We start from the raw sequence: 23,262 nt of genomic DNA, 5'->3' as shown, positions 1-23,262 counted from the left end.
ATAAAGAGTAATTGTTTATAGGAGGAAATATCGATTTCTTATAACGGTTATAACTTTTTGTTAGAGGTGTGTACGATGGATTTGGAGGCAGTACGATCGTTTATCGAAGTGAAGCATACGCGAAGTTTATCAAAGGCAAGTAAGATTTTACATATATCTCAACCAGCGCTTAGTAAGCAAATTCAAAAGTTAGAAGCGGATTTAGAGGTTACTTTACTTAAGCGTTCTGCGCAAGGAGTGGAGTTAACGGAGGCAGGAGAGTTATTTATAAAAAGAATGCTACCGATTTTGGAACAAATAAATGAAGTGAAAACAGAAATGAGGAGGTATCAAGAGAACCGAAAGTTTTCAATTGGTATACTACCGAGTTTAGCAGAGCATTACATATTAGAGTGTAAAGATGTATTAGGTGATGAGTTCGAAGTAGAGTGGCAAATCGGACATACGGAAGTATTAAGAGATTTATTTAAAGCGCGGGAGATTGACGCGATGTTCATCGATTCAGTAGTAGAAGGTGCTACGTATATAAAAGAAGTACAACAAGAGAAAATTGTTTGTGCCATTTCAAATAATCATCCGTATAAAGAGAAGAAAGTCATTCAAATAGAAGAGCTGCAAAATGAAAAATTAATTGTATATCCAGAAATATGCGATGTAAGGAAAATGATTATGAACATGTTTCATGAGATAGGTGTAAAACCAACTATAGCTGTGGAAACATCTTACGCAGAACCGATGCTTGCAATGGTAAAAGCTGGCCTTGGCATCACTTTACTTCCAGAAAGGGCAGTAGAGCAGTCTGTAAGGCAGGGAAATGTACATGGAATTTCTGTTGAACCACCACTCATGCGGAAAATTTATTTCGCATCTCATACGAAAGATTGTTTGTTATTACAATCATTTGAGGATAGGTAGTGAGGTAGGCGGAATATTGAGAAAGATTACAATCGCATTGAAAGAAACATGAAATTTTAAAAAAAACTAGGTCAAAAACAAGCCATTACATGGTATGATTAGTACATTGTTAGTTGTTAAATATAGGGGAATTCCCTTTTTATACATAATGCCTTCCATTTCATAAACGGAACGGACAAAAAAAGAGATATAACTAGGAGGCTTTTTTGCATGGATTCTATCCTGACGATCGTTATCATTGTAGTAAGCTCTATTCTAGTGCTGCTCATGATAGAGCTTGTGATAAGAAATCGTTCATATAAAGATATTGAAGCACTGGAGCAGTGGAAACAAGAGATAAAAGATAAACCTGTGGCAGATGAACTAAAACGGGTAAAAGATTTAAACATGACGGGTCAAACAGAAGAACTGTTTGGTAAATGGCGTGAAGAATGGGATGAAATTGTATCAACAACCCTTCCGAAAGCTGACAAAGATTTAGCGCAAGCGCGAAAATTCGCCTCGCAATTCTCCTTCCGAAAAGCAAAGCATGCGATGAACGAATCCATAAGTGGTTTAGATGACGCTGATAATCGTATTACAGGTGTTTTAAATGAATTACAGCAATTGTTAGAAAGCCATGAGAAAAATAGCTCGGAAATTGAAGGGTTACGTGATACATATCGTAGTATGAAAAAGAGTGTTCTTGCTCATAGACATATGTATGGAGCAGCAGAGCAGAAAATCGAAGAGATGCTAGACGCTGAATCTAATAAATTTAAAAGCTTTGAAGAAGCAACAGATAATGGTGACTACTTAAAAGCGAGAGAAATTGTTATTAGTTTAGAAGAAGGTTTAGCAAGTTTAGAAATCATTATTCACCAAATTCCAGATTTATTAGTAGAGTGTCAAGCGACGCTACCAGTTCAACTGGAAGATTTATTACAGGGTCATAATGATATGGTAAGACAAGGTTATGTATTAGAGTATTTGGAAATCCCTAAAGAAGTTCGTGATATGACGACACAACTAAACACATGTTTAATGGATATACAGGAGCTTCATATAACAGAAGCGGCTGAAAAAGTGGAAGACTTAAAAACTCGTTTAGATGGTTTCTATGATCAACTTGAGCAAGAGGTGCATGCGAGACATTATGTGGAGCAAAAAACACTTTCTGTTTATGAAGACTTAGAAGAAATACGTATCGAAACGATTGAAACGAAAACAGAAACACAACTTGTGAAACAAAGCTATCAATTGCAAGATAAGGATATTGAATCTCAAAAAGTAATTGAAAAGCAAATGCACATTTTAACGAAACGTTTTGAAATGCTACAATTACGCGTTGCTGAACAAGATATTGCCTTCTCTATTATTCGTGAGGAACTAGAAGAGGTTTATGAGCAATGTGAAACGTTAAAAGTACTTCATGCAGAATATAAAGAAATGCTGCAAACGATGCGTAAAGAAGAATTTGAAGCGCGTGAGAAGTTACAAGAAATGCGAAATACTATTTTCGAAACGAAACGCTTTATGCAAAAGTCGAATTTGCCAGGTCTTCCAGAGAGTATTATGGAAGATTTAAAAAGAGGGCAAATGGCAATGCAAGCTGTATATGAACAATTAGAAGTAAAGCCGTTAAATATGAACGCTGTAAATAGCAGTTTAGAAGAAGCATACACAACTGTGAACGGTGTAGCTGAAATGACAGAAGAATTAATTGGACAAGCGTATTTAGTTGAAAAATTAATTCAATACGGTAACCGTTACCGCAGTCATGATGAAAGCCTTGCAGAAAGCTTAAATTATGCGGAGAAATTATTCCGTGAATATCAATACGATGCAGCTTTAGAACAAGCCGCTTCTGTACTAGAGCAACTTGAACCTGGTGTTGTTCAAAAAATAGCTGAATATGTAGACAATGAACAAACCCTTTCATAAAAGGGTTTGTTTTTTTGTGTAATTTTGCAGGCGATGTTGCTATAATGAATAGCGGAATACAGTAAGGTTATTCGTTTCAAAATAAAGTGAAACTGTAATCAGTGGGGGTATCTCACTAATTATTATTCACTAATCGGGATAAAACGGAACCTTTGCGTAGTCTTAGCGTAATGACACGTATTTATGATATGATTATATGATGTGATAGCGCTGAAAGGGGAAGAACGATGATCTATTTTGATAATAGTGCGACGACGAAGCCATATCCAGAAGCTCTTCAATCGTACGTGACGGTTGCTGGGAAATATTTTGGTAATCCTTCTTCTATTCATTCGCTTGGAGGAGAGGCAGAGCGTCTATTAACACAATCAAGAACGATTGCAGCGCAGCTTCTTCACGTTAAACCTTCTGAAATTATTTTCACATCAGGTGGAACGGAAGGGAACAACCTTGCGATTAAAGGGATAGCGATGAGGAATCGTTCGCGCGGCAAACATATCATTACAACAAATATTGAACACGCGTCTGTGTTTGAGGCATATAAGCAATTAGAAGAACTCGGATTTGATGTAACATATTTACCGGTTAACGAGCATGGTGTTGTATCGGTAGAGGATGTAAAACGAGCACTTCGTGAAGATACGATTCTTGTATCAATTATTCATGTGAACAACGAAACTGGAGCAATTCAGCCCGTTGCTGAAATTGGAACGTTATTATCGAATCATCCGAAAATAAGATTCCATGTAGATCATGTACAAGGGATAGGAAAAGTACCGCTTGATTTATATGCTTCTCATATTGATCTTTGCTCAATATCTGGACATAAATTCCACAGTGTAAAAGGAACGGGTCTTCTTTATATACGTGATGGCGTAAGATTAGATCCGATTTTATCAGGTGGTCAACAAGAGCTTAAGTATCGCTCTGGTACAGAGAATTTACCTGGCATTGTAGCGATGGTGAAAGCTCTTCGCATGACAATGGAACAAGTGAAAGAAAAGGTAGCTCATTTGCAAAGTTTACAAGCAGAGCTTGTCAGCTTCTTTAAAGAGATGGAAGATGTGACAATTAATACATCGCTTGCATATGCAGCACCGCACATTTTAAATGTATCATTTGTTGGTTTAAAACCAGAAGTAGTCGTTCATGCTTTAGAAGAGCACGGTGTATATGTATCGACGAAGTCTGCTTGTTCTTCAAAAGCAAATGAAGTGAGCAGAGTGTTAGTGTCAATGGGAGTGCCGCATGCAGCAGCTGCAAGTGCTATTCGTATTAGTTTGGCACCAGACAACACGATGGAAGAAGTAAAACAATTTGAAGGTATTGTAAAAGAGACGATGCCAAAATTATATGAAGTGATGAGGTAAAGAAATATGATGACATATGAATATATTTTAGTGCGTTACGGAGAAATGACGACAAAAGGTAAAAACCGTTCTAAATTTGTAAGCACATTAAAAGATAACGTGAAGTTCAAACTGAAAAAGTTCCCAAATATTAAAATTGATGCAACGCATGACCGTATGTACATCCAGTTAAATGGTGAAGATCATGAAGCAATCTCTGAAAGATTGAAAGACGTATTTGGTATTCATAAGTTTAACTTAGCGATGAAAGTACCATCAGAATTAGAAGACATTAAAAAAGGTGCATTAGCAGCGTTCTTACAAGTAAAAGATGATGTGAAAACATTTAAAATTACAGTGCACCGTTCTGATAAGCGCTTCCCAATGAAGACGATGGAGTTACTTCCAGAAATCGGTGGGCACATTTTAGAAAATACAGAGGATATCACAGTAGACGTCCATAATCCAGATGTGAATGTACGTGTAGAAATTCGCAGTGGTTACAGCTATATTATGTGTGGTGAGCACATGGGAGCTGGCGGTTTACCAGTTGGCGTTGGCGGAAAAGTAATGGTACTTCTTTCTGGTGGTATTGATAGCCCAGTAGCAGCGTACTTAACGATGAAACGCGGCGTATCTGTGGAAGCAGTTCACTTCCATAGCCCACCTTTCACAAGTGAGCGTGCAAAACAAAAAGTAATCGATTTAGCACAAGAGTTAACGAAATACTGTAAACGTGTAACGCTTCACCTTATTCCGTTTACAGAAGTGCAAAAAACGATTAATAAAGAAATCCCATCTAGCTATTCAATGACGGTTATGCGCCGTATGATGATGCGTATTACAGAGCAGATTGCTGAGGAGCGTAATGCACTTGCAATCACAACTGGTGAAAGTCTTGGACAAGTAGCAAGCCAAACATTAGATAGTATGCATACGATTAACGAAGTAACAAACTACCCAGTTATTCGTCCGCTTATTACGATGGATAAATTAGAAATTATTAAAATTGCTGAAGAAATCGGCACGTATGATATTTCAATTCGTCCATACGAAGATTGCTGTACAGTATTCACACCAGCTAGCCCGGCGACGAAGCCGAAGCGTGAAAAAGCAAATCGATTTGAAGCGAAATACGATTTCACACCGTTAATCGAACAAGCTGTAGCGAACAAAGAAACAATGGTATTACAAACAGTTGAAGTAGTGGCGGAAGAAGAAAAATTCGAAGAACTTTTCTAAAACCATAAATTACCATATCTAAAATGTGTATGAAGTCATGTTATTTATCACACTCTATACTCACAAGGAGGTGATATAACATGGCACGTAGCACAAATAAATTAGCGGTTCCTGGTGCTGAATCAGCATTAGACCAAATGAAATACGAAATCGCTCAAGAGTTTGGTGTTCAACTTGGAGCGGATGCAACATCTCGCGCTAACGGTTCTGTTGGTGGCGAAATTACAAAACGTCTAGTTTCACTAGCTGAGCAACAATTAGGCGGTTTCCAAAAATAATCCCATATACGATGGCTTAGAAAGGGCGGGTTTTCCCGCTCTTTCTTTTTGTTGTTCAAATTAGTATAAATTCATTTCGACAAAAGCATAAAAAAATTGTCAAAAGAAGAGGGTTCAAAATTTACTGAAAATTCTTTATTATATAAGGGAGGCATAAAGAAAAAGGAGGATGTTTCTGAAGAGAGAGGAATTGTTGGCACCACCATCTTATAATTTAGTTTCAGAAATAGAGAAATATACAGACGATAAAGAGAAGCTTGCTTTAATTTGGCAAGATGATAAAGGGAATAGACGAGAAGTTACATATTTTGAATTAATGCAAGGTGCAAATAAAATTGGAAACGCTTTTATAAAAAGTGGCTTACAAAAAGGGGACAAGCTCCTTATTATGATGCCGCGCTTAATTGAAGCATACATGACGTATATCGCTGCGATTAAAGCAGGATTTGTCGTAATTCCAAGTTCGGAAATGTTGCGTAAAAAAGATATCGAATATCGAATTGGACATGGCGAAGTAAAAGCGATAGTAAGCTATGAGCCGTACATTGGACAGTTTGATGATATAGAAGCAATGGAATCTCTTCAAAAATTCGTCCTGAGCGAGCAGTCAGTAGAGGGATGGATCAATTTAAAAACAGCATTAGAAACAGAAAGTGACATGTTAGAAATGGCGAAAACAGATAAAGAAGATATGGTCTTTTTATCTTACACGTCAGGGACGACAGGAAACCCGAAAGGTGTCGTTCATACGCACGCGTGGGCATACGCTCATTTACGTACAAGCGCCCCAAATTGGCTCGGAATTGAAGAGAATGATGTTGTATGGGCAACGGCTAGTCCAGGGTGGCAAAAGTGGATTTGGAGCCCGTTTTTAGCAACTTTCGGTTCAGGGGCAACAGGATTTGTATACAACGGTAAGTTTGAACCGAAAACGTATTTAAATTTATTAGGCGATAATAAGGTGAATGTGCTTTGTTGTACACCGACTGAGTATAGATTAATGGCAAAGGTAGAAGATTTAAGCGAGTACAATTTAGAGGCGTTACATAGCGCTGTATCCGCAGGTGAGCCGTTAAATAGAGAAGTCATTGGAACATTCCAAAAGCACTTTGATATTACAGTAAGAGACGGCTATGGGCAAACGGAAAATACACTACTTGTTGGTGTAATGAAAGGGATGGATATTAGACCAGGATCAATGGGGAAACCAACGCCAGGTAACCACGTCGATATCGTAAATGAGGAAGGTATTCCAGTTAAAGTAGGCGAAGTTGGTGATATTGCAGTTCACATTGAAACGCCGGCACTCTTTAAACAATATTATAAAGACGATGAGCGTACAGCGATGCAATTCCGCGGTGATTATTATATTACAGGTGATAAAGCGAAGAAAGATGAAGACGGCTACTTCTGGTTTGAAGGGCGCGGTGATGATATCATTATTAGCTCTGGTTATATAATCGGGCCGTTTGAAGTAGAGGATGCGCTTGTAAAACATCCTTACGTAAGAGAATGTGCGGTTGTCGCAAGTCCTGATGAAATTCGCGGAAGTGTCGTGAAGGCATTTATCGTATTAAGAGAGAATATAGAAAAGAACGAAGAAATATTAATTCCAACACTCCAACAACACGTCAAAGAACTCACTGCACCATATAAATACCCTCGCAAAATTGAATTTGTAGATGAACTACCAAAAACGATTTCTGGAAAAATTCGCCGTATTGAACTTAGAAAACAAGAGATGGAGATTCCGTCAAAATAATTTTGAAAACAGTGAAGTAAATAGTTGAATGAAATGCAAAACAATGATAATATAAAAACGAACACAAGTTCGATTTTATAAATTTAAAAAAGAGGTGTCCGTATGATTTTAGGTATTAATCCGTACTTAGTTTTAGATGGTAGTGGGCAAGAAGCTGTACAGTTTTATAAAGAGGCTTTAGATGCAAAAGTAGAAGTCATGCAAACTTTTGGTGACATGCCTGAAAATCCAGAATACCCGATTCCAGCTGAAGCGAAAGAGCGCGTTTTACACGCTACTTTAAAAGTTGGTAATACGGATCTTATGATTTCTGATACATTCCCAGGTCAAGGGCATGCAATCGGATCTCAAGTAACAATCGCAATTCAAATTAGTAATGCAGAAAAAGCAAAAGAAGTATTCGATAAGTTACAAGAAGGTGGAGAAGTTATCATGCCACTTCAAGAAACATTCTGGAGCCCAGCATACGGACAAGTAAAAGATAAATTTAATATTGAATGGCAAGTTACAACGTCTACTACTGAACAAAAGTAATTTTTAGAAAAGCACCATGTTTTGAAATGGTGCTTTTTTTTATACAATAAAAAATAAAGAAGATGGGATATATGGGAGAAATTTGGTATGGCGGTACCATTTACACAATGAGAGAAGAAAATGAAAAAGTGGACGCTGTTTACATTGAAAACGGTACGATCGTTGATTTTGGAAGTAAAGAAGAGTTAGAAAACCAATATGCCGCGGTTACATTGCACGATTTAAAAGGCAAAACAATGATCCCAGGTCTCGTTGATAGCCATATGCATCTTATTGGGCATGGAGAGAGATTACTCCGTCTAGATTTATCAAATTGTACATCTTATGGTGAAGTGCTTACTCTTGTTCAGAAGCGAGTGAAAGAAGCTCCAAAGGGCTCTTGGATTATTGGAGAAGGATGGAATGAAAATAACTTTACAGATACGAAAGATGTTCACGCGCGTGATTTAGATGAAATTTCGAAAGAACACCCCATTTTATTAAAGCGAGTTTGTCGTCACGTTACATGGGTGAATTCATACATATTGCAAGAAGCGAACATAACAGAAGCGACGCAAAATCCAAAAGGCGGGAAAATCGGTAGGGATTCATCAAATAAGTTAACAGGACTTTTATATGAACAAGGACAAGAATTAATTAAACATGTTCAGCCTGAAATTGATGAAGCGTATTTACAAAGAGCTTTGCAAACAGCGATTAAAGATTGCTGGAAATATGGACTTGTAGGCGGGCATACGGAAGATTTAAATTACTACGGTGGTTTTAGAAAAACATATAATGCGTTTTCTCACGTTATAAAAGAAATGCCATTTAAAGCACATTTGCTCGTTCACCATGAAGTAGCACATGAACGAAAAGAATATGAAAATGAACATTATATTGAATTTGGGGCAATGAAAATTTTTTCTGACGGTTCTTTTGGAGGAAGAACAGCATTATTAAGTGAACCGTATGAAGATGCAAAGGAAACGAATGGGGTTGCAATTTTCACGCGTGAAGAACTTGCAGAATTAGTGAAGAAAGCACGAGACTTACATATGCCAGTTGCGATTCATACTATCGGTGACTTGTCGCTTGAATATGTTATTGATGCACTCGAATTATATCCACCAGCAGAAGGGTTACGTGACCGTATTATTCATTGTCAGCTTGCTCGTGAAGAGTTGATAGAAAGAATGAAAAACTTGCAAGCCATTATCGATATACAGCCAGTCTTTCTTTCATCAGATTTTCCATCAGTCATTGAAAAACTGGGAGAACACCGTCTTCGTTATGCGTATGCTTGGAAGACATTACTGGAAGCAGGACTACATTGTAATGGTGGCTCAGATGCTCCTATTGAACAAGTAAATCCGTTTCTAGGCATATATAGCGCTGTTACACGTAGAAGTTTTATTGACGGTGTATGCTATATGCCTGAGGAAAGATTAACGGTATATGAGGCTGTTTCTTTATTTACAACAGGGAGTGCCGCCTATGCAATCGGAAAAGAAGCGAAACGAGGGCAAATTACAAAAGGATATGAAGCAGACTTTACAATATTAGACCACAATATTTTTGAAATTGAGGCAGAAGAAATAAAAGAAGTACAAGCAGAAATGACCGTAATAGATGGCCGAGTTGTCTATAGAAAAGATGTGTAAAAATATATCAGCGATTATTAAAATATATCGAATTACCGACAAAAACTGACAAGAATAACGGCCGGATAGTAAGAGATTATTGTTCGCGTCAATCGGGGTAAATAAATAACCGCAGAATTATGGAATTCCATAATTCTGCGGTTATTTTAATCCTATAAAAACGTTCTCTGTACTTTTTCCCAGAACGAATTATTTTTTAATTTAACTGTTTTAATTTGTTTATCGCTTAAGCGTACAACAGCTTTTTCCACTTGTTTAATGCTAAGCGCTTCGTTATCCATGCCGATAACAGGATAATCGTTACCGTCTGGTCTTAGTTTTAAAGTTAATGTACGTTCGTGATTTAAAATGAACGGTGAACCGAGCGTACGGTAAGTGTTGTTGTTTAAAGATGCTAGTTCGCTTACTTGGAAACATGGAATAAGTGGGTCAACAACTGCACCATGCAATGATTTATTGTAAGCAGTACTTCCTGTTGGGGTAGAAACTACTAAACCGTCTCCTCTAAATGTTTCGAAATATAAATCATCAACGTGAACATCTACAACGAATGTTTTAATAATGCTAGAACGTAATGAGAACTCATTTAAACAATGGAAAGATGTACTGTGATCTACATCTACCTGAATTGTTGGATATTTTCGCACTTCAATTTCATTTTTTGTAATTTCTTGAAGGGCTGTATCAACGTGATCAATGTGGAAATCGCAGTAGAACGAAGTTTCATCTTTCGTAGAAATCCCTGCGTATAAGCAATCTTCCCTAAAACCAGTTTTACGAACGGCTTGTAAGAAGGTTGCATCATCTCCAACACTGACGATAGCGTTTGCATTTTTTGGATGATCTAATATGGTAAATCCATTCTCTTCTAAAATACGATAGATTGGTTTCATTTTTTCAACGAGCGTTGCTTTGTCATCACCATAAAAGAAAAATAAATTGCGACGATCTGCCATTATGTATCCCTCCACTGCAGTTAAATTTTCTGTTTTTCGTGCTACATATCATTAGAGTCCGTTCCCTGATGATATGTTCAAATAATATATTTCGATACAAATTGTCAAAATACCTTTTTATTTTTAGAAAAATTTTTATATTCAATCTTATGGAACTCTGTTTAATGATGAATAAAGTTGTCGATAATGGGTACGGAGTGAAAGGATGATACGTATGAAGTGGCTCGTAATTGGAATAATAATTCTTCTCCTTTTTATTTTGCTTATACTATTGTCGAAAATATCGCTTAAGGTGACATTTTTATATTCAGAAATGGAAAAGCAATGTTTATTTCAAGTGAAAATATGGATGATTCGATATACATTTGATGTATTGGAAAGAATTGAAAAACAGCAGAAAAAAACAGGACAGAAAATCGAAAAAGCTGAAGAGGACGGCGGACTAGATAATAAAATTATGGCGCAACTTGACAGTATTGGAGAACTGATAAAAAGGCTTCAAAAAGTTCATACTATCGTTAAAGATTTTCTCAAACGAGTGAAAATCAATGGTTGGAAATGGCATACGCAAATTGGAGCAGGCGACGCAGCTAGTACTGGAATTGTCACTGGATATGCATGGGGGACAAAAGGAATGGCTGCTGGAGTTGTCGGACAATATATGCATATTGTCGATGTACCAGAATTTGAAATTACTCCTGTTTTTCAAGGGAAAGGATTTGCATCGAGATGCGAGTTAACAGCATCTTTTCGTATATTTCGTACTATAAAAACAGCGGTGAAATTGCTCATATTTATGAGGCAGCAAAAATCTGGTATGACAGAAAAATCTGTTCAAGCATAGGGGGGATATAGAATGGACCATCCAATTCAAGGTTTAATGACAACCGCAATGCAGCATTTAAAACAAATGACTGATGTAAATACAATTGTTGGTGACCCAATTAAAGCGGCAGATGGAAGTGTAATTCTTACTGTTTCGAAAGTAAGTTTCGGATTTGCTGCTGGTGGAAGTGAATTTGGTAGGGTAGAGCATTCAGGCCGTCATCCATTTGGCGGAGGAAGTGGAGGAGGAGTTTCTATTAATCCTGTTGCCTTTCTTGTTATAAATGGAGATGGTGTGAAAGTATTACATTTAGATAAGCAAACGCATGTCATCGATAAAATAATTGAATTAGCACCACAAGCTGTTGATAAAGTGAAAGAAATGATGGATAAACGAAAAGAAGATGATCCTGAATTTCAAATTTAACGAATAAAGAAGCTAATCAATAGGTTAGCTTCTTTTATTTTTTTGTAAATAAAGCGATTTTATTTGCATTATCGATAGGGACAAACTATCATTTACATTGTACATATTTTGTTTAAATAAGGGAGGATTTTCAAGTGGCAAACGTAACTTTTAAAGGTAATCCAATGACTTTAGTTGGAACAGAAGTTAAAGTTGGCGATCAAGCGCCAAACTTCCAAGTATTAGCAAACGACTTATCTCCAGTAAGTTTAGAAACATACAAAGGCGAAGTAAAATTAATTAGTGTTGTACCTTCAATCGACACAGGTGTGTGTGATGCACAAACACGTCGTTTTAACCAAGATGCAGCAGGTATTGAAAACGCAAAAGTATTAACAATTAGCGCTGATTTACCATTCGCTCAAAAACGCTGGTGTGCAGCAAACGGTTTAGAAAATGTTGTAACACTTTCTGACCACCGTGACCTTTCATTCGGTGAAGCTTACGGCTTAGTAATGAAAGAACTTCGTTTACTTGCTCGTGCAGTATTCGTAGTAGATAGCAACGACAAAGTAGTTTACGTAGAATACGTAGGCGAAGGTACAAGCCATCCAAACTATGAAGCAGCATTAGAAGCAGCTAAATCTGCAAAGTAATGTGAAGGAAATGACCTCTTATAAAGAGGTCGTTTTTTCTCATATATCGCTGCGTAACGGTGCCGATATATGAGAAAAAACGTTATATCATATATAACTTGAGAGGGAGCTCTTTACAGGAGGTCGCTTTTTCTTTTTGGAAAAAATCACTTTGTGGTATGATATAAGTTATGTGTAAAAGAGAGAAGGAGGAATGTACGTGAGTCAGACAGTGGAAACATTATTTTCTATTTTTGATTCTTCTGCGGTAGTTTTACGTAAAGAATTAGATGTGACATATTTAGAGGCGCTTGTAGAAACAGGTGATAACTTGTTTGAGGGAGCGATTTTACAAGAGGAATTATCCGAATCAGCAATTGAAAGGCTGAATCGTGAATATAGTACGTTTAATGAAGAAACATATAAAGGTGAAGAAATTCGTAAAGCATTTCAGTTAGCCATCTTAAAAGGAATGAAAGAAGGCGTACAAGCGAATCATGAAATGACGCCTGATGCAGTTGGGATGTTCATGAGTTACTTATTCCATAAATTTATGCAAGGTCAAAACGAAATTACAGTTTTAGATCCTGCAATTGGAACAGGAAATTTAATGACTACAGTGTTTAATAGCGCCAAAGAAGGACTAACAATGAGTGGATTTGGTGTAGAAGTGGATGAAGTGCTAATTAAACTTGCTTTAGTAAATGCAAATTTACAAAAGCATGCAATCGAATTCTTCCATCAAGATGGACTAGCACCACTTTATATCGATCCAGTTGATGCAGTCGTTTCAGACTTACCGATTGGTTACTATCCAAACGAAATCGGTGCCAGTGAATATAAATTAAAAGCAGATGAAGGAATGTCGTATGCTCATCACTTATTTATTGAACAAAGTGTGAAACATACGAAAGAGGGCGGGTACTTATTCTTCTTAGTACCAAACTTCATTTTTGAAAGTGACCAGGCACCAAAATTACATGCATTTATTAAAGAAACATGCTTTATTCAAGGGTTATTACAGCTTCCTGTTTCCATGTTTAAAAACGAGAAAAATGCAAAAAGTATATTTGTTCTCCAAAAGAAAGGCGCTAATGTAACAATGCCAAAACAGGCGTTATTAGTGGAGTTGCCTAAATTCTCTAACATGAAGGCGATGGAGAACATTATGGATCAATTAAATACTTGGTTTGCAACACATAAATAAAGCTGGGTGTATGTAACAGCATTAGTGATTCATGTAGTACAGTTTTATATAATATGTCATATTTTTAAATATATACTAGATTTAACTGAATTTTTTTGAAATCTGTAATATATATTTTTTCTTGGTGTTACAATTTTTTCACTTGAAATATATGTCGGACGATGTTTAAATTAAAATCGTGAGTATAAAATTTGCTAATGATGAAACGTTTTCATATTTGGTGAATTTGATCAGATAAAATCGAGCGGTTTGTGGAAACATCCACACAACTACCAAGAGAAAAAGGGGCGAAAGACTAGATGTCAAAAATCATCGCGATTAACGCAGGAAGCTCTTCCTTAAAATTCCAATTATTTGAAATGCCAAGTGAAACAGTATTAACAAAAGGTTTAGTAGAACGTATCGGTTTAGAAGATAGTATCTTCACTATTACTGTAGATGGCGAAAAACAAAAAGAAATTACAAACATTCCAGATCACGCAGTAGCAGTTAATATGCTTCTTAAAAAGTTAACTGAAAACGGAATCGTTAAATCTCTAGATGAGATTGGCGGTATCGGTCACCGTGTCGTTCACGGCGGCGAAAAATTTGCTGACTCTGTTTTAATTACTGATGAAGTATTAGCTGATATCGAAGAATTAAGCGATTTAGCACCACTTCATAACCCAGCAAACGTTGTTGGTATTAAAGCATTCCAAGAAGTATTACCAAACGTACCAGCAGTAGCAGTATTCGATACAGCATTCCACCAAACAATGCCGGAATCTGCATTCCTATACAGCTTACCATATGAGTACTATGAAAAATTCGGCATCCGTAAATACGGTTTCCACGGAACTTCTCATAAATATGTAACTGAGCGTGCGGCTGAATTATTAGGTCGTCCAATTGAAAGCTTAAGCTTACTTTCTTGTCACTTAGGTAACGGTGCAAGTATCGCAGCAGTAGAGGGCGGTAAATCTATCGATACTTCTATGGGCTTCACTCCACTTGCTGGTGTAACAATGGGTACACGTTCTGGTAACCTTGACCCTGCGTTAATTCCATACATCATGGAAAAAACAGGCCAAACAGTAGAAGAAGTAGTTAACGTATTAAACAAGAAGAGTGGTATGTTAGGTCTTACTGGTTACTCTAGTGACCTACGTGACATCATTGCGAAAGAAGAAGAAGGCGACCACCGTGCGAAAGTAGCACTTGATGTATTCGTAAGCCGTATCCACAAATACATCGGTTCTTACACTGCTCGTATGAAAGGTGTAGACGCAATCATCTTCACAGCTGGTGTAGGTGAAAACAGTGCGATTATTCGTGAGCGCGTATTAGAAGGCCTTGAGTACATGGGCGTATACTTCGATGCAAAACGTAATAACGTATTCGGTGAAGAAGCATTCATCAGCTTCCCACACTCTCCAGTAAAAATTATCGTAATTCCAACTGACGAAGAAGTTATGATCGCTCGTGACGTACTACGTCTTGGAGATATTGGTTAATATATGAAAAGAAAGACGAGATCCTATAGGATTTCGTCTTTTTTCTTTTGGATGTATTTTAAAACTCCATCTGGATATAATATTTTTTCTTTCTGAATGAATGCCGTAATAGGAATCCATTTCGCATACACTACTGTTTCCTCATCTTGTATATTTAATATTTTCATTTCATATAGTGACGTGTCTAATAAACGCAAAGAATATAGTTGAATGATTTCATGACCAATGTCCCCATCGAGATGAAAGACATTTTCTAAACAACCTAAATAATTGGTGATTTCTATCTCCGTATGAAGCTCTTCTGTAAACTCCCGAATAACAGTATGTGCTGATTTTTCACCAAGTTCAATGGAACCGCCAAGAGGTCGGTAAAATGTTTCATCGGCTGAATGATATTCTTGTACGAGAAGGCGATCTTGATGTACAGCAAGACCGAAAGCTTTTGCACGTGGATACATATAGAATCACTCCTTATTTGTTTTGTATAAGGACGATTATAATGTATGGTGTGATAAAAGTATCGTGTATTTAAGTGTGTGGTCTAACTGTAATTCCATCAAATAGGTCTTTCCAAAATGCTTCATTGTATTGGTATACATCCATAATAGGACATTTCATAACGCAAATACGTTGTAATCCCCAATCTTCTTGGGTGATAGTTGGTATATCGGCAGGAATTAGTAACAGGACAGAGAATGTATGTGTAACGATTTGAGATAAAATTTGTTCTAGGGAACATGCTTCTTCATATGTTCCTCCAGTTCGAATAAACAATATGGATTCCGCCGTTTCAATTGTAGTTAGAAAACGATTAATTCGATGTTCATAGTTTAACTTAATTTCTGTATAAGAAGGCCAATAAGTTGGTGTGTTTACATCTGTTTTAAAGTCATGACAGGAGTCAATTTCATAAAGGTTGTCCCTTAATCTTAATTTGGCATCATCATCCCAAAATGAGATGAAGGATAGATTTTCGAAATTTAAAAAACGGTCAAATCGATTTTGTAATAATAAATTTACTTTCGTTAATGAAGGACTTAGCATAAAATCAATAACGCCAAAAAATGGTGATAATTCTAATTGATATAATGCCCAAGCAGGCCAACAGTTTTGTCCTAAGCTGAATACTGCTTTATAGTTTTGTTTTAGATTGGATAGATTCATGTGAAGTATCTCATCCTTTTTGCTATTATTTTATGTCACTCATAAAGGGTATGTGAAAAGAGATATACAAGCATATTTGTAAAGAATAAGCAGAAATATGTTACAATAGAAAAAAATCGAACGAGGTGGTTGTTACGATGCGATCGAAGCGAGAACAAGCCATTTTAGACAATATAAAAGAATGGGAAGCGCAATTAGTTGAGCAAGAAGCGACCGATTTTCAAAAAGTGTTTGATAAATGGTTACATACTACAGTTGCGAAATTACCTGAGAAAAAGCGAAAAGAATTCTTCACGAAAGCAGATGGATGGCTCTTTCATTTGCATGCATTTATTCAAAGTTCACAAGCACAGTTAGACGCACGTAATCGGATTTTAGGAACATCGAGATTATTTGATGAATCGATTGAACAGCTTGAAGATTTGAAAGCATTATCTATTGATCAGTTAACATACATAGCAGAGCAGCAAACAGCACGTCATCGTCTATATTCATTTGTGCAAGGCGGGGCGACAGGTGCTGGAGGTTTATTATTATTAACGGCGGATTTTCCGGTTATGATCGCGTTAAATGTGAAGGCGGTCCAACTTATTGCAACATCATTTGGACATGATGTGAACAAGCCATATGAAATGATGCTTGCGTTAAAGGTGTTTCACGCGTCATTACTACCAGGAAGACTTCAGCAATACGCATGGTACAATTTATTGCAAGAGCTGGAACAAGAAGATTCGTTCTTTTATGAAGGAGACGAAGCAGTGTTACAAACAGCTTCTACTGAAGTTGTGTTAAAACAAATTTTGAAGACATTTTCGATTTATGCTCTTCGTCGTAAATTATTCCAAGGTATTCCGGTAATTGGAATGGCAATTGGATCTACAGTGAATTATCGTTTAACAAGAAACGTTACTGAATTTGCAAATAGATTTTATCAAGTGCGCCATATAGTCGAGAAAGAAAAAAGAGCATAAAAAAAAGCGAGAGGCCGAAGCCTTTCGCTTTTTTAATTTGTTGCATGTTTTTTGGACATTGGAACAGATACTGGCTGCTTTTCTGCTGTTTTTTCTGTTTTTGGATAATAAATTAAATCCAATGTTTTTGCCTGTACGGCAATCGAAAGAATAGTAAAAGCAATTTCTGTCCAATTTAAATAATATAATGAAAGCGCAAGAACAATCGCGTCAAAGACGAAGAAAATTTGCCCAATTGTAAAACGAGTTCGTTTACTTAATACAATTGTTAAAATATCGTCTCCACCGGTTGCACCGCCAAATCGCAATATAAAACCGAGTCCAATACCAGCTAACGCACCGCCAACTACTGCAGCTATAAATAAGTTATTTGATAAATCTACCGTAAATGGAGAATAATTTTCCATAAAGGAATAAAATACTCCGAATGAAATTGAACCTAAGAATGAGTAGCCAACCATTTTTCTACCTAAAAATGAAGCACACAGTAAAATAATTGGGATATCCATTAATACAGTTGAAATAGATGGTGAAATATCATAAAAGTTTTGAATGAATAGTGCAATTCCTACAAAGCCACCTTCTGTTAAGTGGTTTTGGAAGTGAATGTGATATAGCGCTGCTGCTAAAATAAATGAACCGATTAAAACCATAAAAATTTCTTTAATAATTTGCCGACTTTGGATGTTCCTCATCGTTATTCCTTCTTTCCGTAGTTAGTAGTCCTTTTTGTGTTGTAAACTAACTACGAGCTCACATGTAGCTTTCAGTTAGTTTACGAAAAAACTAACTACGCTATATGTCGCTGAAGAAATAACGAATAATCCTCTCGTCCATCAATTCTCCCTACCTTCGTTTTAGTTTAAGTCTTAAAACGACTAAACAAAACGTGGAGTAGGATTCGTCATTTAGCAATCCTGCTCTTCTTTGTTTTGTTTAGTTAGTAACAATTAAGTCCTAAACAAAACGCTATGTGTAAGAAGAGTCTTTTTTTTGCCAAATTATCCTTCGGGCAATCATAATTTCCCCACTCTCGTATTTTTTTCGCTAGACTAAAGTATCTGAGCTAAAAAATACGCTACGTGTATGATTCGTCAATACGATGCCACATGCTCCTTCGAGCGATCATGATATCAAAATCCCTTCCTTCAAGATTTATACTATTATATCATACTTTTAAAAAATGTATGCGGATGGAAACCGACAATAAACGGAGGGAATCTACAAAAAATGTTATGTTTAAATATTTTTGTAGAAAAGCCTAAGTTATTTCGGAGGATTGGACAGTTTATAACGGTTTGTCCAATAAGTAAGAAAAAAAGGTTTTATTCCGTTGTGTTCTTTTCATCATTTTTATCTTTAAAAAACGCATCCCAACTAATCACACTTAAAAAAGTTAAAGCAATAATAACGAAAGCACGCATAAGCTTTAGACCTCCTTTTGTACATAGTATATGAATCATTCGATTTGGAATGTGTCATTTTTTTACAAATCTTAACTATTATGAGAGTATATTAATATAGATAGATGAAGGGGAGAGTGAAGGTATGCTAAAAGACATGTTCAAAAGAAAAGAGTTAATATGCATTTCATGTCAGAAAAAAATTCAATATGAAGAAGAGCTTGTTGCTTTTGTAAAGTTGCCGAAAGAAAGAGGTATATTAGTTGGTCCATTCGATGTATGTTTGGCGAAAACAGCACAAGAAATATATTGTAAATCATGTTACGACAAAAAAGCATGACCCAAAGTAATTGAGGGGCATGCTTTTTTCATTGGTGTGCTTTCCCCTCAGATACATTTTGAGTGAGTCGATACCAAAGCCAAAGGTCATTAATGATGGAAGCAAGATCGGCAATTTCTGAATTTAGTTTACAAGAAACTTCGAAGTCTTCTTCGTTATTTAAATAATGTTGTTTTGTATTAATATAGTGCTCAAGTTCTTTTATACGATCAGGAATTTTCCCGCGAACTTGTTCCCATCTTAGTAAAATAGCATGTTGCATTTTTTCGGGGATTTCTTCCCAGTCTTCTTGTAAATGCGGAATTTCAATTCCTAGATGTTCATCGTATAAGAAATACTTTTCCATAAGTTCACCCCCGTTTTCCTGCTTATATTGTACAGAAAAACAGAAAGAAGTTCGACGAAATTGTTTGAAAAAATTTGAAAATGACTCTTGATACATTTTGTGAAAGGTGGTAAAGTGTGAATTATTATAAAATAAAATGAATATTTATTCTTTAGGGGGATGCAAAATGGAGAAGAAAAAAGTTGTATTAGCATATTCCGGAGGTCTTGATACTTCCGTTGCAATTAAATGGTTACAAGAGAAGAATTATGATATTATCGCGCTTTGTTTAGACTTAGGGGAAGGAAAAGACTTAGGGTTTGTGAAAGAAAAGGCGCTTTCAGTTGGTGCAATTAAATCATATATGGTGGATGTCCAAGAAGAATTTGCGAATGAATATGCATTGATGGCGATGCAAGCACACACATTATACGAAGGGAAATACCCTCTTGTCTCTGCATTATCTCGTCCGCTTATTGCGAAGAAATTAGTGGAAATCGCAGAACAAGAAGGCGCAACTGCAGTTGCACACGGATGTACAGGGAAAGGAAATGACCAAGTTCGTTTTGAAGTTTCTATCCAAGCATTAAATCCTTACTTAGAAGTGATTGCGCCTGTACGTGAATGGAAATGGTCACGTGAAGAAGAAATTGCATATGCAAAAGAAAACGATGTACCAATTCCGATTAATTTAGATAGCCCGTTTTCAATCGATCAAAACTTATGGGGACGCAGCAACGAATGTGGAATTTTAGAAGATCCATGGGCAGCGCCGCCAGAAGATGCATATGAGATGACATTGGCATTAGAAGATACACCGAATAAACCAGAGTTTGTAGAAATCGGATTTGAAGCAGGCGTACCGACTACTTTAAATGGTACTGCATATTCACTTTCAGAATTAATTAAAACGTTAAATGCGCTTGCTGGAAAACACGGCGTTGGACGTATTGATCACGTAGAAAATCGTCTTGTCGGTATTAAATCTCGTGAAGTATACGAATGCCCAGCAGCAATGACGTTAATCACTGCGCATAAAGAGTTGGAAGATTTAACACACGTAAAAGAAGTAGCGCATTTTAAACCAGTGATTGAACAGAAAATAACAGAACTTATTTATAACGGTTTATGGTTCTCACCTTTAAAACAAGCGCTTCATGCATTTTTACAAGAAACGCAAAAGAATGTAACAGGTACAGTGCGTGTGAAATTATTTAAAGGTCATGCGATTGTAGAAGGACGTAAATCTGAATACTCTTTATACGATGAAAAATTAGCAACATATACTGCTCAAGATGAATTTAATCATGATGCAGCAGTTGGATTCATTTCATTATTCGGTTTACCGACGAAAGTATACAGCCAAGTGAATCAAAAGAAGGTGGAAGCGTGAGCAAACTTTGGGGCGGACGATTTACGGAAGAAGCGGAAGCATGGGTTGAAGAGTTTGGAGCATCCATCTCCTTCGATCAACAATTAGTAAATCAAGATATAAACGGGAGTATTGCACACGTAACGATGCTAGCAAAGCAAGGCATCGTTACGAAAGAAGAGGCAGAGAAAATAAAGATAGGTCTTCAATATTTATTAGAAGAAGCGAAACAAAATAAATTACATTTTTCGGTTGAAGCTGAAGATATTCATTTAAATATTGAAAAGATGTTAATTGAAAAAATCGGTGAAGTAGGAGGGAAACTTCATACAGGCCGAAGTCGTAACGATCAAGTGGCGACAGATATGCATTTGTATTTAAAAGAAAAGGTAGAACATATTATAAAAGCTACAAAACAATTGCAAACTGTTCTTGTTCAACAAGCAGAAAATAATATTGAAACCATTATGCCAGGCTATACGCACTTGCAGCGTGCCCAGCCGATTTCATTTGCTCATCATATTCTTGCTTACTTTTGGATGTTAGAGCGTGATGTGAATCGTTATGAAGATTCATTAAAGCGTAATAATATCTCCCCATTAGGAGCAGGAGCGCTAGCTGGGACGACATTCCCGATCGACCGAGAATATAGTGCGGAACTTCTTGGGTTTAATGGAATCTATGAAAATAGTTTAGATGCAGTAAGTGATCGTGATTTCATACTGGAGTTTTTAAGTAATTCATCTATGCTCATGATGCACTTATCACGTTTTTGTGAAGAACTTATTTTATGGAGTAGCCAAGAGTTTCAATTTATTGAAATGAGCGATCAATATGCGACAGGTAGCAGCATTATGCCGCAAAAGAAAAATCCGGATATGGCGGAACTAATCCGTGGTAAAACAGGCAGAGTATACGGTAATTTATTCAGTTTACTTACAGTAATGAAAGGATTACCACTCGCTTACAATAAAGACTTACAAGAAGATAAAGAAGGAATGTTTGATACAGTCAAAACAGTAGAAGGATGCCTTCATATTATGGCGGGCATGCTTGAAACGATGACTGTAAACAAAGAAAAAATGGGGCAAGCTGTGACGCAAGATTTCTCCAACGCAACAGAAATTGCCGACTACTTAGCAAACAAAGGACTACCATTCCGTCAAGCTCATGAAATTGTTGGGAAGTTAGTGCTACATTGCACACAAAAAGGAATTTATTTATTAGATGTCCCGCTTGAAACATATCAAGAAATGAGCTCTTTATTTGAAGAAGATTTGTATGAAGTTCTTTCACCATATGCGGCTGTAAAGCGTCGTAATAGTGCTGGTGGGACAGGGTTTGAACAAATCAAAAACGCTTTGGAGAAGGCGAAGGGGTTAGTTGGAGAGTTTGTTAGAAGTTGATTGATTTTATAGGGAAGAAGGTACGCTAATCTTGATGGAGAGAAGCTTACCTTCTTTTTTTATAGCCCAACATTAATCATACTTATGTCGATCTTCTGTAATTCGAATATACTCTATATCCATCAAATCACGAAGTAATGCACCATTACTTAGTTCAACGCCGTGTTTCTCTTTAAAATGAGTGCGAATTGTATCTAGCATTTCAATTTCTTTTCCGTTTACGTCTAAAATAATGCGTTCAGAATCATCCATATAGCATCCTCCTTTTTTACACATATATATTTTGTCCGTCTATTTCTAAAAAATGTATGTTAACGTAATGTTAGGAAATAAGAAAGGGATGGAAAATGAGACGTATTTATTTTATAGGGCTAATTTTGTACACGCTAATTGTATTGCATGTTGCATTCCCAAACGTATTTTCATTTGGAAATGTAGAAACAGCACATGTTGCGATATTTATCTTTTCTCTATTTGTAGTAGATTGCTTTATTTCTATATGGCTTTCGAAAAGAAAAGATATACAAGGTAAAAAAGAAATGGAACGGAAAAAGAGAAAACGTTCATTTTGGATGATGACGTACTGTTTGTCTTTAGTACTTACTGCTGCTTTTTTTAGTGAGCATATTCCATTAGAAAGGTTAAATATTGGATTTGGAGCGTTCGTATTCGCATACTATTTTTTTATGCACTTTCTTTCTTATATGAAAGAAAAGCGAGGAGAAGAGGAAAATCCGCTTGTAGAAGAAGCGAAAGAACAAGAGCATAAGAGAATAGAAGGGGATATAAAGAAACTTGGAGAACAAAAATGGTATTTAAAATCAAAAATCATATATGTTCTTTGTTTCATTACGCCGCCAATTGGCTATTTGTACGTCTTCTTACTTCGTAAAAAAATGACAGAAGATGCAAAGCAAACATACTTAACGGTTGCGACGATTATGATGGCATTATGGTCTTTGAAGTTTCTTCCTCCCTATGTATTAGCAATTACTGTTGTTATTGTGGCTTGTCTTGTATTTATAGTGAAGTTTATAAAATGAAAACACGAAGCCTAATATGTAACACTGAATTTAAAATAGTTAAAAATATATAAGATATACTACACGAAGA

At 36.4% G+C, this 23,262-nt stretch carries 24 protein-coding genes; 18 read left to right on the top strand and 6 right to left on the bottom strand.

The annotated features are described in order from the left end of the window. Positions 1-75 precede the first annotated feature (75 nt). The 8 genes from ACQRBL_RS23280 (at position 76) to ACQRBL_RS23245 (ending at position 9,646) form a co-directional block, all read left to right on the top strand. Entirely contained in the window at positions 76-915 is an 840-nt protein-coding gene (locus ACQRBL_RS23280) for a LysR family transcriptional regulator (protein WP_065485407.1), read from the top strand. A gap of 210 nt (positions 916-1,125) precedes the next feature. After that, positions 1,126-2,838 carry a septation ring formation regulator EzrA gene (gene ezrA, locus ACQRBL_RS23275; protein WP_000377317.1) on the top strand — a complete coding sequence of 571 codons (1,713 nt, stop codon included), beginning with the start codon at positions 1,126-1,128 and terminating at the stop codon, positions 2,836-2,838. 227 nt (positions 2,839-3,065) lie between these two features. Then, entirely contained in the window at positions 3,066-4,208 is a 1,143-nt protein-coding gene (locus tag ACQRBL_RS23270; RefSeq protein ID WP_000638976.1) for a cysteine desulfurase family protein, read from the top strand. Between the two features lie 6 nt (positions 4,209-4,214). Beyond that, positions 4,215-5,429 carry a tRNA uracil 4-sulfurtransferase ThiI gene (thiI, locus tag ACQRBL_RS23265; RefSeq protein ID WP_000989275.1) on the top strand — a complete coding sequence of 405 codons (1,215 nt, stop codon included), beginning with the start codon at positions 4,215-4,217 and terminating at the stop codon, positions 5,427-5,429. 80 nt (positions 5,430-5,509) lie between these two features. Continuing rightward, positions 5,510-5,707 (top strand): alpha/beta-type small acid-soluble spore protein, encoded by a 198-nt coding sequence (locus ACQRBL_RS23260; protein ID WP_000124490.1) that lies wholly within the window; start codon positions 5,510-5,512, stop codon positions 5,705-5,707. A gap of 175 nt (positions 5,708-5,882) precedes the next feature. After that, positions 5,883-7,469, top strand: coding sequence for an acyl-CoA synthetase MbcS (mbcS, locus tag ACQRBL_RS23255; RefSeq protein WP_411995780.1), 1,587 nt, complete (start codon positions 5,883-5,885; stop codon positions 7,467-7,469). 102 nt (positions 7,470-7,571) lie between these two features. Next, a complete protein-coding gene (locus ACQRBL_RS23250) occupies positions 7,572-8,003 on the top strand; it encodes a VOC family protein (protein WP_000600350.1) in 432 nt (143 codons plus the stop codon). 71 nt (positions 8,004-8,074) lie between these two features. Then, entirely contained in the window at positions 8,075-9,646 is a 1,572-nt protein-coding gene (locus ACQRBL_RS23245) for an amidohydrolase (protein WP_411995760.1), read from the top strand. Positions 9,647-9,798: 152 nt separating this feature from the next. Here ACQRBL_RS23245 and ACQRBL_RS23240 read toward each other — a convergent pair whose 3' ends face one another. Then, on the bottom strand, positions 9,799-10,602 hold the full coding sequence (locus ACQRBL_RS23240) for an NAD kinase (protein WP_000785186.1): 804 nt from the start codon (positions 10,600-10,602) through the stop codon (positions 9,799-9,801). Positions 10,603-10,807: 205 nt separating this feature from the next. On the opposite strand from ACQRBL_RS23240, the gene ACQRBL_RS23235 reads away from it, so the two are divergent. The 5 genes from ACQRBL_RS23235 (at position 10,808) to ackA (ending at position 15,168) form a co-directional block, all read left to right on the top strand. Continuing rightward, positions 10,808-11,446: a DUF2953 domain-containing protein gene (locus ACQRBL_RS23235; protein WP_002094156.1), complete on the top strand. Its 639-nt coding sequence runs from the start codon at positions 10,808-10,810 to the stop codon at positions 11,444-11,446. 12 nt (positions 11,447-11,458) lie between these two features. Beyond that, the gene (ytfJ, locus tag ACQRBL_RS23230; RefSeq protein ID WP_000350007.1) at positions 11,459-11,854 is read left to right on the top strand and encodes a GerW family sporulation protein; all 396 of its coding nucleotides are present in this window, start codon (positions 11,459-11,461) and stop codon (positions 11,852-11,854) included. Between the two features lie 134 nt (positions 11,855-11,988). Further along, positions 11,989-12,489 (top strand): thiol peroxidase, encoded by a 501-nt coding sequence (gene tpx, locus ACQRBL_RS23225; RefSeq protein WP_000024527.1) that lies wholly within the window; start codon positions 11,989-11,991, stop codon positions 12,487-12,489. A gap of 199 nt (positions 12,490-12,688) precedes the next feature. After that, positions 12,689-13,675 (top strand): class I SAM-dependent methyltransferase, encoded by a 987-nt coding sequence (locus tag ACQRBL_RS23220; protein WP_000084363.1) that lies wholly within the window; start codon positions 12,689-12,691, stop codon positions 13,673-13,675. A gap of 299 nt (positions 13,676-13,974) precedes the next feature. After that, on the top strand, positions 13,975-15,168 hold the full coding sequence (ackA, locus tag ACQRBL_RS23215) for an acetate kinase (protein WP_000034575.1): 1,194 nt from the start codon (positions 13,975-13,977) through the stop codon (positions 15,166-15,168). 23 nt (positions 15,169-15,191) lie between these two features. On the opposite strand, the gene ACQRBL_RS23210 is transcribed toward ackA, so the two are convergent. Continuing rightward, the gene (locus ACQRBL_RS23210) at positions 15,192-15,626 is read right to left on the bottom strand and encodes an NUDIX hydrolase (RefSeq protein ID WP_411995761.1); all 435 of its coding nucleotides are present in this window, start codon (positions 15,624-15,626) and stop codon (positions 15,192-15,194) included. 70 nt (positions 15,627-15,696) lie between these two features. Then, positions 15,697-16,332: a DUF1796 family putative cysteine peptidase gene (locus ACQRBL_RS23205; protein WP_078993680.1), complete on the bottom strand. Its 636-nt coding sequence runs from the start codon at positions 16,330-16,332 to the stop codon at positions 15,697-15,699. Between the two features lie 137 nt (positions 16,333-16,469). Here ACQRBL_RS23205 and ACQRBL_RS23200 point away from each other — a divergent pair, with 137 nt between their 5' ends. Beyond that, positions 16,470-17,303 carry an EcsC family protein gene (locus tag ACQRBL_RS23200; protein WP_001256853.1) on the top strand — a complete coding sequence of 278 codons (834 nt, stop codon included), beginning with the start codon at positions 16,470-16,472 and terminating at the stop codon, positions 17,301-17,303. A 32-nt stretch (positions 17,304-17,335) separates the two neighbouring features. Here ACQRBL_RS23200 and ACQRBL_RS23195 read toward each other — a convergent pair whose 3' ends face one another. Next, positions 17,336-17,998 (bottom strand): YitT family protein, encoded by a 663-nt coding sequence (locus tag ACQRBL_RS23195; RefSeq protein ID WP_001244515.1) that lies wholly within the window; start codon positions 17,996-17,998, stop codon positions 17,336-17,338. Between the two features lie 853 nt (positions 17,999-18,851). On the opposite strand from ACQRBL_RS23195, the gene ACQRBL_RS23190 reads away from it, so the two are divergent. Beyond that, the gene (locus ACQRBL_RS23190) at positions 18,852-19,046 is read left to right on the top strand and encodes a hypothetical protein (RefSeq protein ID WP_411995762.1); all 195 of its coding nucleotides are present in this window, start codon (positions 18,852-18,854) and stop codon (positions 19,044-19,046) included. A 28-nt stretch (positions 19,047-19,074) separates the two neighbouring features. Here ACQRBL_RS23190 and ACQRBL_RS23185 read toward each other — a convergent pair whose 3' ends face one another. Further along, a complete protein-coding gene (locus tag ACQRBL_RS23185) occupies positions 19,075-19,392 on the bottom strand; it encodes a hypothetical protein (protein WP_000417221.1) in 318 nt (105 codons plus the stop codon). Positions 19,393-19,558: 166 nt separating this feature from the next. Between ACQRBL_RS23185 and ACQRBL_RS23180 the strand changes: the two genes are divergently transcribed. Both ACQRBL_RS23180 and argH read left to right on the top strand, forming a co-directional pair. Then, positions 19,559-20,764 (top strand): argininosuccinate synthase, encoded by a 1,206-nt coding sequence (locus ACQRBL_RS23180; RefSeq protein WP_000412336.1) that lies wholly within the window; start codon positions 19,559-19,561, stop codon positions 20,762-20,764. Continuing rightward, positions 20,761-22,149 carry an argininosuccinate lyase gene (gene argH / locus ACQRBL_RS23175; RefSeq protein ID WP_411995763.1) on the top strand — a complete coding sequence of 463 codons (1,389 nt, stop codon included), beginning with the start codon at positions 20,761-20,763 and terminating at the stop codon, positions 22,147-22,149. The genes ACQRBL_RS23180 and argH overlap by 4 nt, the downstream gene beginning before the upstream one ends. 72 nt (positions 22,150-22,221) lie before the next feature. On the opposite strand, the gene ACQRBL_RS23170 is transcribed toward argH, so the two are convergent. Next, positions 22,222-22,401: a hypothetical protein gene (locus ACQRBL_RS23170; RefSeq protein WP_000342760.1), complete on the bottom strand. Its 180-nt coding sequence runs from the start codon at positions 22,399-22,401 to the stop codon at positions 22,222-22,224. Between the two features lie 95 nt (positions 22,402-22,496). On the opposite strand from ACQRBL_RS23170, the gene ACQRBL_RS23165 reads away from it, so the two are divergent. Then, complete coding sequence (locus tag ACQRBL_RS23165; protein ID WP_411995764.1) at positions 22,497-23,192, top strand: hypothetical protein; 696 nt, start codon at positions 22,497-22,499, stop codon at positions 23,190-23,192. Positions 23,193-23,262 lie beyond the last annotated feature (70 nt).

Origin of the sequence: Bacillus sp. AF62 (genome assembly GCF_050312695.1) — a bacterium.
Classification (GTDB): domain Bacteria; phylum Bacillota; class Bacilli; order Bacillales; family Bacillaceae_G; genus Bacillus_A; species Bacillus_A cereus.
This window is presented reverse-complemented; position numbering and strand designations above follow the sequence as displayed.